Below are 16069 nucleotides of genomic sequence, written 5' to 3'. Positions count from 1 at the left end.
GACCCACTGACGGGTGGAGTTTCCCCTTATCATGCGCGCACCGAGATCTTCCCCTCCAGAGTGCACTTCCCTCTCTGCGCCGCGCGTCGCGCTCACGGCGGCAGCCTTCGCCTTCGCCGCGCTGCTCGTGGTGGTCGGGTGCTCGGAGGGGCCCTCGACCGATGCGCCGGACGCGTCGACCAATTCATTGCGGATCATGACGGCGGGCACAGCGCTCAGCACCTCGGAGTCCGGCGGGCGGGTGACCGTGAGCGTGGCGCTCGACGGCGCGCCGGGCGCGCCGATCACGGTGCCGGTCTCGAGCTCGGATGCGACCGAAGGCGCCGTCTCACCGGCGACCCTCTCCTTCACGGTGGAGGATTGGAGCGTCCCTCGGGAGATCACGGTCACGGGGGTGGACGACGCGGAGAGCGACGGGGATCAGATCTTCCGCGTCCGCCTCGGGCCCTCGGTCTCTGCAGACCCAGCGTGCGACGGCCTCGTCGCGGAGTCCGCTGACATCACGAACACGGACGACGACGCTCCAGGGACGGCAGCGATCGTCGTCAGCGACCCGTCGGGGACCCTCGCCGAGCGCGGCGCGCCCGTGACATTCACCGTACTCCTCGCATCGCAGCCGAGCGCGCCCGTGACGATCACTCTCGGCGTCAGCGACACGACCGAGGCGACGCTGAGCCATGCGGACCTGACGTTCACGGAGGCGAACTGGAGCACGGCGCAGACCGTGACCTTGAGCAGCGTCGATGACTGGCAGGCCGACGGAGCTCAGCCCGTACGCGTCGTCTTCGACGCACCGGCCAGCGAGGACCCGGAGTATGCGGCCCTCGCCGCCCCCGCTGTTCTCGAGCTCTCCAATCTCGATGACGACGCCGGAGGGGGTTACCAGCTTCGCACGACGCACAAGGCGGACGCTCCGCTCTACGTCGCGCACTCCTATTATCACGCGATGATCACCGACCTCGACGACAGGGCGAACAACCAGCTTCCTGCCGACTTCCAGTGGAGAGTGGTGCCCGGCCTGGCGAACCCGGATGATCCGACGCTGGTGTCGTTCGAGCCTGTGGGTTTCGGCGGTCGCTACCTGCACGTCGACAGCATGAACTCGACCCGGTACCCGCTGCAGGATGAGACGTCCAACCGGGCCAGCGGGCTCTGGGAGACCCCACCCGAAGAGAGGAGTCACCTTCTGTGGATCGACGTGTTCACGGAGTCCACCGCGTTCCGGAGGGACGCCACGTTCCGGATCGTGCCCGCGCTGAACGGGGATCCAACGATGGTCTCGCTGCAGTGGTACTCGGACGCGACACGTTATCTCCGGCACCTGAACTACCAGATCCATGCGCACGTGCTCGACGGTACGGCGGTCGAGAGCGCGGAGGCGTCGTTCGCGCTCGAACCGCTCGGCTATCTGATCTCGCAGCGCGCCGATCCCCACATCAAGCGGCATACGGACGGGTACTACTACTTCACCGCGAGCGTGCCGACGTACGATCACATCGAGATCAGGCGCGCGACCACGATACGAGGCCTGGCCAGCGCGACCCCGAAGGTCGTCTGGACGAAGCACGCGACCGGCCCGATGGCGGCGCACATCTGGGCGCCCGAGCTACATTTCATCGACGGCAAGTGGTACATCTACTTCGCCGCCGGGAGCTCGACCGACATCTGGGCCATTCGCATGTATGTGCTCGAGAGCTCATCGGCCAACCCGATGGAGGGGACGTGGACCGAGCGAGGGCGGATCGTGACGGACTCGGACACCTTCGCGCTCGACGCGACGACGTTCGAGCGCGACGGCAAGCGCTATCTCGTGTGGGCGCAGGAGGACCCGAGCGTCGCGGGCGACAACAGCAGCTTGTTCATCGCGGCCATGGTGAACCCGTGGACGCTGGCCAGGCCCAGCGTGCGGATCGCCAGACCCGAGCACGCCTGGGAGACGGCGGGGTTCGCGGTCAACGAAGGTGCTGCCGTGCTCGAGCGGAATGGGCGGGTCTTCATCAGCTACTCGGCGAGCGCGACGGACGACCGCTACTGCCTCGGCCTGCTCACGGCGAGCGCGACGGACGACCTGCTGAGCGCCAGCTCGTGGACGAAGAACGAGGATCCAGTGTTCGTCAGCGCAAACGGGCTGTATGGCCCGGGCCACAACTCGTTCACGACCTCGGCGGATGGATCGATCGACGTGCTCGTGTACCACGCGCGGAACTACGAGAAGATCACGGGGGACCCGCTCTACGACCCGAACCGTCACACGCGCGTCCAGCGGCTGGAATGGAATGCAGACGGAACGCCGAACTTCGGCGTACCGCTCCTGAACGGCGCGAATACGATCGGCGACTGACTGTCTCGCGGAGGAATCGAGCACGGGCAGCGAGGTGGGGAGCTCGGAGCCGCCGCGCGATGCCCCGCGCCGCGAGCTCGGGCGGGGACAGGCGGTCTTTGTGCAGGTTCAGCGGACTGGCCATGGTGGTTCTTCGCGACATGCGTCCTTGCGGCGTCACGCAGGCTTGCCGTACCAAACGACACTGGTTACCATGAATGAAATGAGCTTGGCAGCCTCCCTGTTGCAGATCGATCCTCGAGATGATGTGGCCGTCGCCGTGCGCGGCTTGGCCGCCGGCGATTCGGTGGCCCACGCGATCACCGCCCGCGTCGACATCCCGGCCGGGCACAAGGTGGCGCTGCGCGCGATGGCCGCTGGCGAGCTGGTGCGGAAGTACGGCTGGCCAATCGGGCGGGCGACAGTGGAGATCCAGCCGGGCGATCACGTGCACACGCACAACCTGGCCACCGCGCTCTCCGGCCTCGACACCTACGCCTACGAGCCCACGAACCCTGAGCCCCTCCCCGCCATCGAAGACCGCACCTTCATGGGATACCGTCGGAAGGACGGGCGGGTGGGCACCCGCAACGAGATCTGGATCCTCTCGACGGTGGGCTGCGTCTCGCGCACCGCCCAGAAGGTGGCCGCCGAGGCGGACAAACGCTTCAAGGGCCGGGTGGACGGGGTCTATGCCCTCACCCACCCCTTCGGCTGCTCCCAGCTGGGGGGCGACCTCGAGGCCACCCGCCGGATGACCGTGGCCCTGGCCGGCCACCCGAACGCGGGCGGAGTGCTGATCATCGGCCTTGGCTGCGAGAACAACCAGCTCGGCCCGCTCCTCGAGAGCGCCGCGCACATCGATCCCGATCGCCTGCGGTCCTTCACCGCCCAGACGGCCGAGGACGAGCTCGAGGCAGGCCTCGAGGCCGTCGAGGAGCTGGTGAGGATCGTCGAGCAGGACCGCCGCGAGCCCTGCCCCGTCTCCGACCTGGTGATCGGCCTCAAGTGCGGCGGCTCGGACGGCTTCTCGGGGCTGACCGCCAACCCGCTGGTGGGCCGCATCGCCGACAAGGTCTGCGCCGCCGGTGGCTCGGCCATCCTGACCGAGATCCCGGAGATCTTCGGCGCCGAGCGCCTGCTCATGACCCGCGCCGAGAGCGAGGCGGTCTACGAGGGCATCGTCGGCGTGGTGAACGACTTCAAGGGTTACTTCATCACCCACGGCGAGCCCGTGTCGGAGAACCCCTCGCCCGGCAACATCGCCGGCGGCATCACGACGCTGGAGGAGAAGTCCCTTGGCGCGGTGCAGAAGGCCGGCCGCGCCCCGGTGACCGAGGTGGTCCACTACGGCGGGCAGATCCGCGGCACGCCGGGCGTGGCTCTGCTGGAGGCCCCCGGCAACGACGCGGTCTCGTCCACAGCGCTCACGGCCGCCGGCGCGACGGTCATCCTCTTCACCACCGGCCGGGGCACGCCCCTCGGCTTCCCCGCGCCGACCCTCAAGCTCGCCACCAACTCCAGCCTGGCCCAGCGCAAGCAGCGCTGGATCGACTTCGACGCCGGCCGCATCGCTTCGGGCGAATCCATGGACACGGCCGCCGACGCCCTGATGGACCTGGTGCTGGCCACCGCCTCGGGCCGTCCAACCCGCGCCGAGGAGAACGGCGAGCGCGAGATCGCACTCTGGAAGCGGGGCGTCACCCTCTGAGCCGAAAGCGCCTGTCGGAGGCCAGGGCTCGGCCTCGTTCCGCCGCACGTCGAACGGTCCGCCTGGCCGCCTCCGGTGACCGAGCCGGATGGACGATCTCATCCTGCGCTGGTAGGCGAACTATCTCGGTCGATATCCAGGCTGGGGTACCTCGCGGCGATCGGCGCCGACCCGACCTGGAGCGGCTCGATCTTGCCGACGATGACGAGGTAGCTGAACGCGCCGAGCAGGCAGAAGCCGCCCGCCACGACGAGCGGGATCGTGAATGATCCCTTGGTCAGCGAGAGCATCACGCCGGTGAACGTCGTGATGACGATGCCGGCCAGGTTCGACGCAAAGTTCTGGATGCCGCTGATCGAAGCCACATGGCGCGGCGTGGGCGCGACGTCGCCGGGAAGGGACCAGATGCTGGCGCCGGCGAACGCGAGGCTCGCGTAGGAGATGCCGAAGAAGGCGAGCATCAGATAGATGTTGGAGGTCAACGCCGACAACGTGATCGCCGACGACACCAGCATGCCGCCGACCATGCAGGTCTTGCGTGCGGCGGTGAGGCTCCAGCCACGGCGATAGAGCGTGTCGGAGACGAAGCCGCCGATCCAGCCGCCCGGGATCGCCATCAGCGCGGGGATCATGCCGAGCGTGCCGAGCGACTTGAGCGAGAAGCCGCGCGTCTGCACGAGGTAGCTCGGGAACCACGTGATGAAGAAGTAGTTGGTGAAGTTGAGGCAGAAGAAGCCGAGCATCATGCCCCAGAGCGTGCGATGGCGGAAGAGCGACGCCCACGTCACGCTGTTCTGCGCGTCCTCTGCGGGCGCTGCGTGCACGACGTCCTTCTCGCCCGTCATGTCGCCATGTGCGGGGCTGCGGTAGATGACGACCCAGCCGAGGATCCACACCGCGCCGAACAGGCCCGTGATGATGAAGGCCGCCTTCCATCCGAGCGTGTCGATGATGAGCGCGACGAGGGGAATCGACAGCGCCGAGCCGACGCGCGCACCGCTGTCGAAGATGCCCGTCGCGAGCGCGCGCTCGCGCGGCTTGAACCACTGGCTCACGAGCTTGGCGCAGGCCGGGTAGGCGCCGGCTTCGCCCACGCCGAGCAGCAACCGGTAGCCGAACATGGCCGCGACGCTCGACGCGCCGGCGGTCGCCGCGGTGAAGAGCGACCACCAGCCGACGGCGATCGGCAGCGCGATGCGCGCGCCCACGCGATCGACGAACCAGCCGAACGGCATCTGCATGAGCGCGTAGGTCCAGAAGAAGCCGCTCATGATAAACCCCATCTGGGCGGGGCCGATGCCGAGCTCCTTCTCGATCTGGGGCGCCGCGACCGCCAGATTGGCGCGATCGATGTAGTTGATGGCGACGGCGAGAAAGCACAGAAAAAGCACGACCCAACGCATCTTTCTCATCTGCATGCCTCCTTTGGGCAGCCGCACATGCTCATGCGGGCACGGCCGTGCGGAGCGCCGCGCGCAGCCGGGGCTGATCGAGGTTCAGGCCGAGCTCGCGCGCGAGCTCGACCACGGGCCCGAAGCGGCGTCGCTTCTTTTCGCCATGGTTGCGCGCGATGTCGGAGAGCCGGTGATCGAGGAATGGGTTCTGGAAGCGCTGGCGCACCTCGTCGAGGTAGGCGCGCGCCGCAGCCCCCTTGTTGAGCGCATCGAAGACGGGCACCACCTCGTCGCGCCAGAGCGCCTCGAGATCGACGCGCAAGGCCGGATTGCGCATCGCGCGCAGCGTGTTCTCATCCGCAGGGCGCCCGTCGAGCTGCCAGCGCTCGGCGAGGTAGGTGTGCCCGAGGTTCAGCAACAGCAGCTTCAAGCGTTCGTAATGGAGCAGGTCGTCCGTCACGATCATCGCTTCATGCTGGCACGGCAGCACCATTCCCTCGCGCCGCTCGATCGCCCAGAGCGCGTACGGCTCGGCGATCGCGCCGACGGGGCGGATCGGCTCGGAGACGATCCGGTCGACGAGCGAATTCACCCAGATGCACGTGTGCTCGATGTAGCGCAGGAAGGCGGCGTCGGCGCCCCACTGGCGCGCGACGCCGGCGACGAGCGCACGCAGCGTGTCACCGTTGTTCGAGACGAGCTCGCAAGGCAGCAGCGTGAGCGGCGCGGCGCCCGCCTCGAAGCGCGCGCGCAGCAGGACGACGAGCTTCGCGGCGAACCCGCGCGGCACGCCCGCGCCGGGCGCCAGCAAACTCGCCGTGTCCTCGGGCGAGCAGACGTATCCGCTGTCGCTCGTGTTCGAGATCACGACGCGCGCATCTTTCGCGAAGCGCTCGCGCACGAGCGGCCAATCGGTGTTCGCGTCGAGCGCCTCCGTGATCGAGCCGCATTCGGTCGTCGTGTCGACGACCCCTTCGCGGCGCAGCCCGCGGATCCGCACGGGGTAACGCCCCTGCGCGCGCAGCGCGTCGATGCGCGCGCGGCTCTCGGGGTTCGACGTGGTCTGCACCACGGTGATCGTCCCGAGCGCGCGGCCGGCGAGGAGCGCCTCCGAGATGAAAAGGTCCGCGTGAGCCTGCAGGAACCGGCTCGTGCCGAACTGAAGAATCGGATTGCCCATGTCAGTGCTCCGGTGGCTCAGCGGGCGCGTACCCGCGCGAGGCTCGTGTGCGCTCACGACATGCCCACCATGATCTTGGACGTTCGACCGGGGTGGGCAGCCCAGTCGGCGAGCGCCTCGGGAACGCCTTCGATGGGGATCGATTTCGAGATCAGGATGTTCGGGTCGAACGTGCGTCGCTCGAAGAAGGCGATCACGTCCGAGAACTCGTTCAGGCAGTTGCGCGAGCCGAGGATGTCAAGCTCCTTCATCACGAACAGCCTTGTCTCGTAGCTCACCGGCTCTTTGCCGTACCCGATGTACACGACTCGGCCGCAAAACTTCACCCACTCCACCGCGTTGCGGTACGTCGCGGTCGCGCCCACGGCTTCGATCACGACATCCGGCCCGTCGCCGTTCGTCAGGTCCATCACGCGTTGGCGTGCATCGGCGTCCCCGAGCACCGCCTCCCGCGCGCCGAGCGCCCTGGCGAGCGCGAACTTTTCTTCCTGCGTGTCGAGCGCGATCACGCGCGCGCCGCGGCTCACCGCGCCGGCGATGGCCCCGAGCCCCACGCCGCCGCAGCCCATCACCAGCACCGTCTCCTCGGCCTCGACGCGCCCTCGCGCCGCCGCGTGAAAGCCTACCGAGAACGGCTCGACGAGCGCGAGCTCCGTGAGGCTCAACTTCCGTGACGTGAAGAGCTTCTGGTACGGCACGGCCACGAGCTCGGTCAGCGCGCCGTCGCGCTGTACGCCCATCGTCTTGTTGTCGCGGCAGGCGTTGCGCCGTCCCGCGCGGCACGAGGGACACCCGCCGCACGCCGTGTACGGCGTGAACGTGACGTCGGCACCGACGCGCCAGTCCGCCTCGACGCCCGAGCCGAGCTCCACGATGGTGCCGGCCACCTCGTGCCCCAGCACCCGAGGGTACGTCACCATCGGGTTCTTGCCCAAGAACGTGTTCAAGTCAGAGCCGCACAGACCGACCCGCTGCACGCGGATCAACACCTCATCGTGCGCGGGTTTGGGCTCGCGGATCTGGCTCACCTGTGCAACCGACGGACCCGTGATCGTCAGGGCTTTCATGCTGTCATTGCCTCACTGAGCGACTTCGTTCACTCGCGGCTTTCACGGCGCGCTCCGCAGCCGGGGCCGCTTCGTTCTGCCAAGGGACAGAGCGCCATGTCGAAGGGCCGAAGCCGAAGCGACGTGGCGTTGCTTCACGATCCGTGAGCGGGGCGGCGGGCGCCGCCTTCGCCGTGGCGCTCGGGACGCCGCTGTTCAGGGGTGACGCGCGTAGAACTTTTGCGCATTCTTGTACATGACCTTGTCACGTGCTTCCTGACCAAACTCCTTGAGGTAGCGCTCGGCGACCTCGATCTCCGAAGCGAGGCTGCCGCCCATGTCGACAACGGGCCAGTTGCTGCCCCAGATCAGCCGGTCTTCGCCGAAGGCCTTCATCAGCACATCGAAGTGCGCCTTGTACGCCGCGAGATCGGTCGGCGCCTTCCAGGGATCGTCCTCGGTGGCGGCCGGGTTGTACATGTCGAAGAACGACGAGAACTTGATGTAGATGTTCGGGTGCCTGGCCAGCCGCTGCATCGCATCGACCCAGGCCGGATCCGGCGTCGGCCCTTTCGCGCCCGCCAGGTGGTCGATGATGATACGGAGCTTGGGCACCGCGGTCGCGAGCGCCTCGACCTTGTCCTTCGGGTTGAGGGCGCCGCGGCTGATGATGTCGAGCGTCATGCCCTTGGCCGAGAGCTCCTCCAGCGAGGCGAGCTGCTTGGCGTCGAGCGTCAGCTTCGGACTCCAGAGGAAGCCGCGAATGCCGACCACGCGCGGGTCCGCGGCGAGGCGCGCCAGATCGGCGCTGAAGCTCGGCGAGCCGATCTCGAGCTGCGCGACGAGGAACTTGAAGAAGTCGTTGCCCTTCGTCATCTCGAGGACCTTGAAGTTGTCGTCGACGGCGGGGCTGGCTTCGACGATGCCGGTGCCGATGATGCCATTCTGCTTGGCGACGGCTTCATACTCCGGGGGCAACACGTCGCGGTAGATCGGCTTCTGCTTGGCTTCCGGCCAAACGACGCCGCCCGGACGCGTGACCTGGTAGAGATGGATGTGCGTGTCGAGGATCGGCCGCCGCTGCTCCGCCGGCACGGCCAGCGGTGCCGCCGCTTTGCTCGTGTCGCCCGCCGTCTCGGGTGGCGTCGCGGTGGTCGCGGAGGACGACGCACACGCCGCGAGCGGCGAGAGCGTCATCATCAGGCACAACTTGGCGAAAGTCGTCGGAATACTCGTGAGTATTTTCATGGTGGAGTCTTTTTGGAGTCGGTGCCGAACGCGATCCCGATAGCGAAGGTGTCGCTGCGCATGACGACCCCCTCATGGCAAAGCGGAATAAGGAGGCCTTTAATGTGAACGTTCACATGAACGATGTCAACACCAATCCGCCGCTGAGGCCGAGCTCGGACTCGGGTGGCGGGCAAGCCTCCTCCGGAGCGCCGCGGCGAGAGAGGCAGACACCGGGCCCCGGTGATGTTCGATGTAGATTCCAATTTCCAATCCGCTTGCCCCCGGTCAAGGGCCTATCCCTGTAAGGAGCATCTGGGATCACGGCTGTCGCGGGCGGGCTGGACGATTCGGTCCCGGTGGTCGCCGTCGACCAACGCGACGGCGCGACGGCGACCCGCCATCTCCTCGACCCGGGTCATGGGCACCGCGGCCGGCCGCCGCTGCGCGCCCATCGGGATCGAGCATGGCGTCGCGCCGATCCAATTTGGTTGACACCCGGTATGTGAACGTTCACAATTTGCCTTGGGGTTTTTTTTCGCTCTCCCCTGAACAGGCCATCCTGCGCGGCGGCCCTTCATCCCTGGGCTCGGGATCGATCACCAACCCTGGAGAAGCGACGCTGGAGAACTGTTCGACAAGTTTTCCAACGTAGTCGCAGCCCGGCGCCTCACGCTGCCGGCTCGCTTCCCACGCGCACGGCACGGGGCATCGGAGGCTGTGTTGAGAGCCTTGCCGAACAGCCCCACCAGTTCAACAACTTATCCATCGACGGCGGCTGGATGAGCCGTCGAGGAGAAGAAGATGCAGATTCGCAGTGCAAAGGGTTGCCAGTGGGACCAGCTGAGCCTCGGCGAGGTGATGCTGCGCCTCGACCCGGGTGAGCGCCGCGTCCACACGGCGCGGACGTTCGACGTCTGGGAAGGCGGGGGCGAGTACAACGTGGCGCGGGGGCTCCGGCGCTGCTTCGGGCTCCGCACCGCCATCGTCACGGCGCTCGCGGACAACGCCGTCGGGCGCCTCATCGAGGACCTGATGCTCCAGGGCGGGGTCGACACGTCCTTCCTGCGCTGGGTCGACTACGACGGCGTGGGCCGGGACGTGCGCAACGGCCTCAACTTCACCGAGCGCGGCTTCGGGCCCCGCGCGGCCGCCGGCTGCTCGGACCGCGGCCACAGCGCGGCGTCCAAGCTCAGGCCCGGCGACGTGCCGTGGAAGGCCCTCTTCGGCGAGCGCGGCGCGCGCTGGTTCCACACCGGCGGCATCTTCTGCGCTCTATCGGAGACCACGGCCGGCGTGGCGCACGAGGCCATGGAGGTCGCGCGCGCGCATGACGTGCGGATCTCCTACGACCTCAACTACCGGCCCTCGCTGTGGAAGAACTTCGGCGGCCAGCGGCGGGCGCGCGAGGTCAATCGCGCCCTCATGCCGTACGTCGACTGCGTGTTCGGCAACGAGGAGGACTTCGTCGCCGGCCTCGGCTTCGAGGTCTCCGGCGTGGACAGCAGCTACAGCCAGCTCGACACGAGCGGCTTCCGCCGGATGATCTCCGAGGTCGTCGCGGCGTACCCCAACATCTCGGTCGTCGCCACGAGCCTCCGGACGGCCAGGACCGCCAGCGTGAACGGCTGGGGTGGCGTCCTGTACTACAAGGGCGAGTTCCACGAGGTCCCGCAGCGAGACATCGAGATCCTGGACCGCGTGGGCGGCGGCGACTCGTTCGCTTCGGGGATCATCTATGGCCTCCTGGCCGAGCAGAGCCCGCAGTGGGCGCTCGAGTGCGGCGTCGCGCACGGCGCGCTGGCGATGTCGACCCCGGGGGACACCTCCATGGCGTCGCTCGCCGAGGTACGGAGGGCCATGAGCGGAGCCGGCGCGAGGATCGAGCGATGAACAGGGAGCAAGTCGTCCGCCGCATCGAGGACATCGGCATCGTCCCCGTCGTGCGCGCGCCGAGCGGAGAGCTCGCCGTGCGGGCCGCTCGCGCGCTCTGCGCGGGCGGCATCGAGGTCGTCGAGATCACGATGACCGTCCCCGGCGCCCTGTCCGTGATGCGCGAGATCGCCTCGCGGATGGGGGACCACGTCCTCGTCGGCGCCGGCACCGTGCTCACCGCGGACGCGGCCCGCGCGTGCATCGAGGCCGGCGCCGAGTTCATCGTGAGCCCGGGGCTCGACCTGGAGGTCATCCGCGCGGCGCACGATCTCGGGAGGGCGGTCTTCCCGGGGGCGCTCACGCCGACCGAGGTGATCACCGCGTGGAACGCCGGCGCCGACACGGTGAAGGTGTTCCCGTGCTCCGCGATGGGGGGCGCGAAGTACCTGCGCGCCCTGCGCGCGCCGCTCCCGGAGGTGAAGATGATGCCGACCGGCGGGGTCAACCTGACGACAGCCAGGGATTTCATCGAGGCCGGCGCCGTGGCGCTCGGGGTCGGCGGCGAGCTCGTGGACGCCGCGGCGCTGGCGGCGGGCAAGGACGAGGTCCTCACGGAGCGCGCGCGTGAGTTCATGTCCGTGGTCAGCGCCGCGCGTGCAGAGCTCAAGAGCGGCGCGCGGGCGTAGAGAACAGCCCCGGCGGGCAGCGCTCGGCGGGGCAAACGCGGCACCCGCCGGCGGTGGTGCAGCCCCTCCGCGTGGCCGTGCAGCTCGTCCGTCGTGCCAGAGTGGACGCTCGGGTGCCCGAGAGCTCTCGCGGCGTGGCCCTCGTGCTCGCGCTTGCGACGTTGCTGGTTGCGAACGCCGCAATTGCCACTAGAGAGCTGACAGGCCCAGTACAGGTCGTCGAGATCGCCGTACCGCATTTACATCCGAGAGCTAAGGAGAGCGCCAGTCCATGGAGCGTACACGCGCGGCTCGCCGCCCGTTCCACCGATGGCCAGGGGCCCTCGCGATCATGGCCGTGACGCTGGCGGGCTGCTCGGGCGCGGCGCCCGTGACGGCGCCTCCGCCGGCGGCCGCTGCATCCCAGGAAGCCCAGCCGCCGGCGTCGCCGGCGGTCGCGCCGGCGGCTTCTGCAGCGCAGGGCGCGCCCGCCGCCGCCCCGGAGGAGCCGCCGCGCGCAACGGCGCCCGTCGCCGCGCAGCTCACCGTCGACAAGGCGATCCCGATCGGCAAGTGGCCTGAAGGCGTCGCGGTCGTCGGCGACACGGCGTGGGTCGCGGAGAGCGGGAACCGGCGCGTCGCGCGCGTCGACCTGAAGCGAGGAGAGGTGACGGCGCACGTGGCGGTTGGCCGGCTCCCGGTGCAGGTGGTCGCGTCCCCCGCGGGGGTGGTCTACACGCTGAGCCACACCGATCAGGCGGTCCGGGTGATCGACGGGCAGACGGCGCGTGCCCGCGCGCTGGCGCGCTTGCCCGACTCCCCCCAGGACATGGTGGTTGCGGACGACGCGCTCTGGGTGCTGCTCTGGAGCAAGGGGAGCTCGACGGACTCCTCGGTCGTGCGGATCGATCCGGCCACGGGAGCTCAACGCCGCTCGCCCGCGCTCGGCCGGGACGCGTTCGCGCTCGCCGTCGGGCACGGCCGGATCTGGGTGGCGCACGGCCATGGAGACGTGAGCGTCGTCGACCAGACCTCGCTGGAGCCGCGCGACGATCTCCACATCGGCGACCTCCACCGGCGCATCGCCGCCGGCCCGGGCGCGGTGTTCACGGATGTGCGCTCCGGGGTCGTCCGTCTGGATCCGGCGAGCGGCAGAGCCACGCACGAGGTCGCGCTCGGCGAGCCCGTCTCCGTGCTCCGGCAGACGGGGGACGAGGTCATCGCCGTGGGCCAATCGGGTCGCACGTGGCTGCTCGACCCGGAGGACCTGACCGTCCGCGCGGTCCTCGCCGCCCCCGAGGGCTTGAGGTCGCCGCACGCCGCAATGCGATACGGAGAGGCGCTGCTGCTCACCGAGTTCGACGACGCTGGCGGAGCTGGGACGGCGGACGGCCGCCTGCTCATCCTGCGATCCTCGCCTCGCTGACGCCGAGCCATGCCCCAGCTCGGCCGGCGGGCAGGGTCCCGGGAGCGAGCGCGTGGCCGCGCGCGCAGGGCCAGCACGGTCCGGCGTGAAGGCGCGATCATTCCTCCGGCGGCTTCACGCCGGGGGTCGGCTGCCCGACGACGTAGCCGTTCGCGGCCCATTGGTAGGCCAGGCTCACGCCGGGTGCCTGAGCTTCGAGCACGAGGCCGCCATCGCTCACCCCGCCGGGTGCCGTCAGCACGAGCTCGCCGCCGCTCGGATCGAGCGCAAAGCTCGTGTGGAGCTCGCCCTGGTCCGTGTCGCCGTCGGCAAACAGGACGAGCACCTCGTGACGCGGAAGGGTGACGGCGGGCAGCGGCCACTTGCCGCGCTCGGTGAAGTCGTCGGACAGCGTCCAGCCCGTCAGATCGACGTCCTCCGCCGACGGATTGAACAGCTCGATCCACGGCTCGTACTCGCCGGATTCATCCGCCAGCGTGCTCGTGTTGTTGAGCATGACCTCCGAGATCGACACGGCCAGCGGCGCAGGACACCCCCAACAGAACGCCGGGCTGCCGGTCGAGATCATCGGGACGGCGTCGACGAGCACGGAGCCGTCGGCGGCGAAGGCGCTGAACGTGAACGGAGCGCCGAGATCGAACTTGAGCTCGTAGCGAGCCGTGCCCGCGTCGGCTCGCGCGACGTCTGCCCAGTTATGATGGCTGTTGACGTACTCGAGGCGGCTCGGTTCGGTGACGCACGCCGTCGTTCCGTCGAGCGATACGCTGAAACCGTCCAATCGATACAAGGAGGATTCGCCGGCACCGAAGTCTTCCCAGGTCCGCCTGAGCTGGACCACCGCGCGCCCGTCAGAGGTCTCGAAGCGCAGCACGTGAGTCGCGCCGAGCCGGCCGCCGGGACGTTCGCCGCACAGCGCGTCGCTCGAGTCCGGCGGTGCTCCGCCGGCTCCGCCCGCGCTCGCTCCGTTCCCCGGCTCGGAGCTGGGACAGCCGGCGCACGCCAGCGAGAACCCGAGGCCGTACAGGATCGTTTTCAAGGTCATGTCTGGCTCCATCATGGCGTGTAGGGTCTGGCTTGCTTGATCACCGTGCGCCCGTCCATCGTGACGTCCACTTCCACGTCGAGCGACAGCGGGGCGAGGCTCGGATACACGCTGGCCGCGAAATGGTCCTGCACCACGAACAACAGCCCCGCCAGCTCGTTCAACGCGGTATCGGACCAGAGCCGAGCGCCGCCCGCCGCCAGCGAGGACGGTGACACGAGCGTGACCTCGCTCGGCGACCCGCCGGCAGCGCGCCGGAACGTCAGGATCTCAGGGCTGGCGGTAGGATCCAGCGGCTCGGCGACGCCGACCTCTCCCACCTGGCTGACCACACGATACAGAGGCTCCGGCGCGTCGGGTTCGAGCCCCGTGAGCGCGACGGCTTCCAGGCGTTCACCGACGAACGTGGGGTGGACCGCGACGCCCATGAACACCTTGGTGTGATCGATGCCATAGTACTCGCGATCGTCGAACGCGCGTTCGTTCCACAAGCTGGCCCAGACCCGGCGCACCGCGAGCAAGGCGCTCTTTTCTTCGGTCAAGTCCTGCTCCAGATCCTCGATGATCGGCAGCAGATGGCTCCGGTCAGGGTGCTCGGCGAGCTCGAGCTCTCGCCGCTCGAGCTCGGCGCGCAGGTAGGCCTCGTGCTCCGGGCTCAAGCAGGCCGACGGTCCCAGCGTGTCCGAGTCGAGGTCGTCGGCCAGGCAGCCGCTCCGGGAGTCGTAGAGACCAGCTCCCGACAGACCCGGCAGGTCCTCGGCGTTGGTGCTGCTGCGAAAACGCAGCCGGGTGACCAGCCCCGCGGCGCCATGGGCCTGGCGAACGGCCGCTTCGAGCGCCTCGCCGAATTCGGGCAAGTGCTCGGCGGCGCGCATGCGGCCCCGGAGCTCCGACAGGCGGCGCTGCTTGGTATCGGCGTCCGTGAACACCCGGGGATCGGCCAGCAGCGCCGCGACTTCGGCGTTGAACCCGCGCCGCTCCATGAAATCTGCATAGGCGCGGAACGGAATCGCAAAGCCGTCCACGCGGTTCTGCTCGGGCAGGATCCGGGACAGCTCTCCGAGGTTCGCGGCCTTGGTGCCGAACGCCGCGACATCCGCCGAGCCGAGCGAGGCCAGGGCTGCCGGCGAGGCGACCTCCAGGTCCGCGGCTGGATCGCCGAGCGGCGGCCGGCGGGCGCTCCAGAACGCCTCGGCGTCCTCCAGGCGCGCGGGCTCGATCTCCACGTGGGCTCCCCGGGCCGTGAGGTGGACCAGGCCATGGGCCAGCGCGCGGAGCACGCTGTTGTCGAACACGCCCGGCACCGCGGCGCTCGGGATCCCCTTCTCGCGCAGGCGCAGGTTCACGTGGCTGGCCAGGCTCTGCGGCTGCCGCGTGACGAGGCCGGCGACCAGCCCCAGATCGCTCGGCGCCGCGTCGATCACCAGCACGTCGCGCGGTCCGGCGCTGCCTGCGGCGACGCCGTCCACGATCTTCAGGTAACCGTACGCCTCGCCCTCGCTGTACGTCTCGGCGGACAGCCCGCTCAACAGCGCATCCGGGTCGACCAGCGCGACGCCTGCTGCCACGAGCTCGTCGGCGATGGCTTGCACCGCCGCGGTCTGGGCAGATCCATCCGGTGAGAACACCAGGAAGCGCTCGGCGAACGGGCTACACCCCTTGAGCCGCCGGTCGGCTTGCACGATGTCGTCGACCGTCAGGAGCTCATCGGGCGCGGCTTCGCTGTAGACCGTGTACGCCAGCACGCCCGCCGCTCCGGTCAGAGGATGGGGCGTGGCCGGGTAGAGCTTCAGGCCGCCGCCCCACATCACGCGGCTGGCGCGGCGCAGCACCATGTCCGCATAACGCTCCGGCGCGAGCGCCGCGTACTCCGGGAAGGTACGAAGGAACTGCAAATGGTACGGGTGGTCGTCGGTATTCTGAAACAGGCACGCTGCGCCGGCGAACACCGCCGGAGGCCCGCGGCCGTCGACGATCGCCAGGTACTTCACCTCCGCGCCCTCGCCTGCCAGGGAAGTGTAGTCGTCGCGCGTGACGAGCTCCGTGAGATACTCCGAGTCAGCCCCCGGCGCTCCCCCCGCGCCGGCGGCGTTCACGGCCGAGGAATCGCCACATGCGGTCAACGCGACCGCCGAAAGCAAGACCGATACTCGCGCCGAGGTCCTGGGTTGCATCGATTGGGT

Annotated in this window: 11 protein-coding genes; 5 read left to right on the top strand and 6 right to left on the bottom strand. The window is 69.0% G+C overall.

Annotated elements, in window-relative coordinates:
- The first annotated feature begins 31 nt into the window (after positions 1 to 31).
- Both WME97_RS06785 and WME97_RS06780 read left to right on the top strand, forming a co-directional pair.
- Positions 32 to 2341: a family 43 glycosylhydrolase gene (locus tag WME97_RS06785; RefSeq protein WP_437550402.1), complete on the top strand. Its 2310-nt coding sequence runs from the start codon at positions 32 to 34 to the stop codon at positions 2339 to 2341.
- 202 nt (positions 2342 to 2543) lie between these two features.
- A complete protein-coding gene (locus tag WME97_RS06780) occupies positions 2544 to 4031 on the top strand; it encodes a UxaA family hydrolase (protein WP_437555330.1) in 1488 nt (495 codons plus the stop codon).
- A gap of 98 nt (positions 4032 to 4129) precedes the next feature.
- Here WME97_RS06780 and WME97_RS06775 read toward each other — a convergent pair whose 3' ends face one another.
- The 4 genes from WME97_RS06775 to WME97_RS06760 form a co-directional block, all read right to left on the bottom strand.
- Positions 4130 to 5443, bottom strand: coding sequence for an MFS transporter (locus WME97_RS06775; RefSeq protein ID WP_437550400.1), 1314 nt, complete (start codon positions 5441 to 5443; stop codon positions 4130 to 4132).
- Positions 5444 to 5474: 31 nt separating this feature from the next.
- Positions 5475 to 6605 (bottom strand): mannitol dehydrogenase family protein, encoded by a 1131-nt coding sequence (locus WME97_RS06770; protein ID WP_437550398.1) that lies wholly within the window; start codon positions 6603 to 6605, stop codon positions 5475 to 5477.
- A 53-nt stretch (positions 6606 to 6658) separates the two neighbouring features.
- Positions 6659 to 7672 carry a zinc-binding alcohol dehydrogenase family protein gene (locus tag WME97_RS06765; protein WP_437550396.1) on the bottom strand — a complete coding sequence of 338 codons (1014 nt, stop codon included), beginning with the start codon at positions 7670 to 7672 and terminating at the stop codon, positions 6659 to 6661.
- A gap of 195 nt (positions 7673 to 7867) precedes the next feature.
- Entirely contained in the window at positions 7868 to 8851 is a 984-nt protein-coding gene (locus WME97_RS06760) for an amidohydrolase family protein (RefSeq protein ID WP_437550395.1), read from the bottom strand.
- Positions 8852 to 9682: 831 nt separating this feature from the next.
- On the opposite strand from WME97_RS06760, the gene WME97_RS06755 reads away from it, so the two are divergent.
- The 3 genes from WME97_RS06755 to WME97_RS06745 all read left to right on the top strand — a co-directional run bounded on the left by WME97_RS06755 (position 9683) and on the right by WME97_RS06745 (position 12844).
- Positions 9683 to 10771, top strand: a complete 1089-nt coding sequence (locus tag WME97_RS06755; protein WP_437550393.1) for a PfkB family carbohydrate kinase — start codon at positions 9683 to 9685, stop codon at positions 10769 to 10771.
- The gene (locus tag WME97_RS06750) at positions 10768 to 11439 is read left to right on the top strand and encodes a bifunctional 4-hydroxy-2-oxoglutarate aldolase/2-dehydro-3-deoxy-phosphogluconate aldolase (protein WP_437550391.1); all 672 of its coding nucleotides are present in this window, start codon (positions 10768 to 10770) and stop codon (positions 11437 to 11439) included. Before WME97_RS06755 ends, WME97_RS06750 begins: the two co-directional genes overlap by 4 nt.
- 271 nt (positions 11440 to 11710) lie before the next feature.
- Positions 11711 to 12844 carry a YncE family protein gene (locus tag WME97_RS06745; RefSeq protein ID WP_437550389.1) on the top strand — a complete coding sequence of 378 codons (1134 nt, stop codon included), beginning with the start codon at positions 11711 to 11713 and terminating at the stop codon, positions 12842 to 12844.
- 97 nt (positions 12845 to 12941) lie between these two features.
- Here WME97_RS06745 and WME97_RS06740 read toward each other — a convergent pair whose 3' ends face one another.
- Both WME97_RS06740 and WME97_RS06735 read right to left on the bottom strand, forming a co-directional pair.
- The gene (locus WME97_RS06740; protein ID WP_437550387.1) at positions 12942 to 13886 is read right to left on the bottom strand and encodes a lamin tail domain-containing protein; all 945 of its coding nucleotides are present in this window, start codon (positions 13884 to 13886) and stop codon (positions 12942 to 12944) included.
- A gap of 11 nt (positions 13887 to 13897) precedes the next feature.
- Complete coding sequence (locus tag WME97_RS06735) at positions 13898 to 15982, bottom strand: PEP/pyruvate-binding domain-containing protein (protein WP_437550385.1); 2085 nt, start codon at positions 15980 to 15982, stop codon at positions 13898 to 13900.
- Positions 15983 to 16069 lie beyond the last annotated feature (87 nt).

Origin of the sequence: Sorangium sp. So ce367 (assembly GCF_051520455.1) — a bacterium.
Classification (GTDB): domain Bacteria; phylum Myxococcota_A; class Polyangia; order Polyangiales; family Polyangiaceae; genus Sorangium; species Sorangium cellulosum_B.
Note: the sequence above shows the minus strand (reverse complement) of the source record. Positions and strands in the feature narration are given on the sequence as shown.

Bases quoted from the DNA above. Each gene is read 5' to 3' on its own strand.
- WME97_RS06760 (WP_437550395.1), bottom strand. From the start codon at position 8,851: ATGATGACGCTCTCGCCGCTCGCGGCGTGTGCGTCGTCCTCCGCGACC.
- WME97_RS06755 (WP_437550393.1), top strand. From the start codon at position 9,683: ATGCAGATTCGCAGTGCAAAGGGTTGCCAGTGGGACCAGCTGAGCCTC.
- WME97_RS06780 (WP_437555330.1), top strand. From the start codon at position 2,544: ATGAGCTTGGCAGCCTCCCTGTTGCAGATCGATCCTCGAGATGATGTG.
- WME97_RS06775 (WP_437550400.1), bottom strand. From the start codon at position 5,443: ATGAGAAAGATGCGTTGGGTCGTGCTTTTTCTGTGCTTTCTCGCCGTC.
- WME97_RS06765 (WP_437550396.1), bottom strand. From the start codon at position 7,672: ATGAAAGCCCTGACGATCACGGGTCCGTCGGTTGCACAGGTGAGCCAG.
- WME97_RS06740 (WP_437550387.1), bottom strand. From the start codon at position 13,886: ATGACCTTGAAAACGATCCTGTACGGCCTCGGGTTCTCGCTGGCGTGC.
- WME97_RS06770 (WP_437550398.1), bottom strand. From the start codon at position 6,605: ATGGGCAATCCGATTCTTCAGTTCGGCACGAGCCGGTTCCTGCAGGCT.
- WME97_RS06785 (WP_437550402.1), top strand. From the start codon at position 32: ATGCGCGCACCGAGATCTTCCCCTCCAGAGTGCACTTCCCTCTCTGCG.
- WME97_RS06750 (WP_437550391.1), top strand. From the start codon at position 10,768: ATGAACAGGGAGCAAGTCGTCCGCCGCATCGAGGACATCGGCATCGTC.
- WME97_RS06745 (WP_437550389.1), top strand. From the start codon at position 11,711: ATGGAGCGTACACGCGCGGCTCGCCGCCCGTTCCACCGATGGCCAGGG.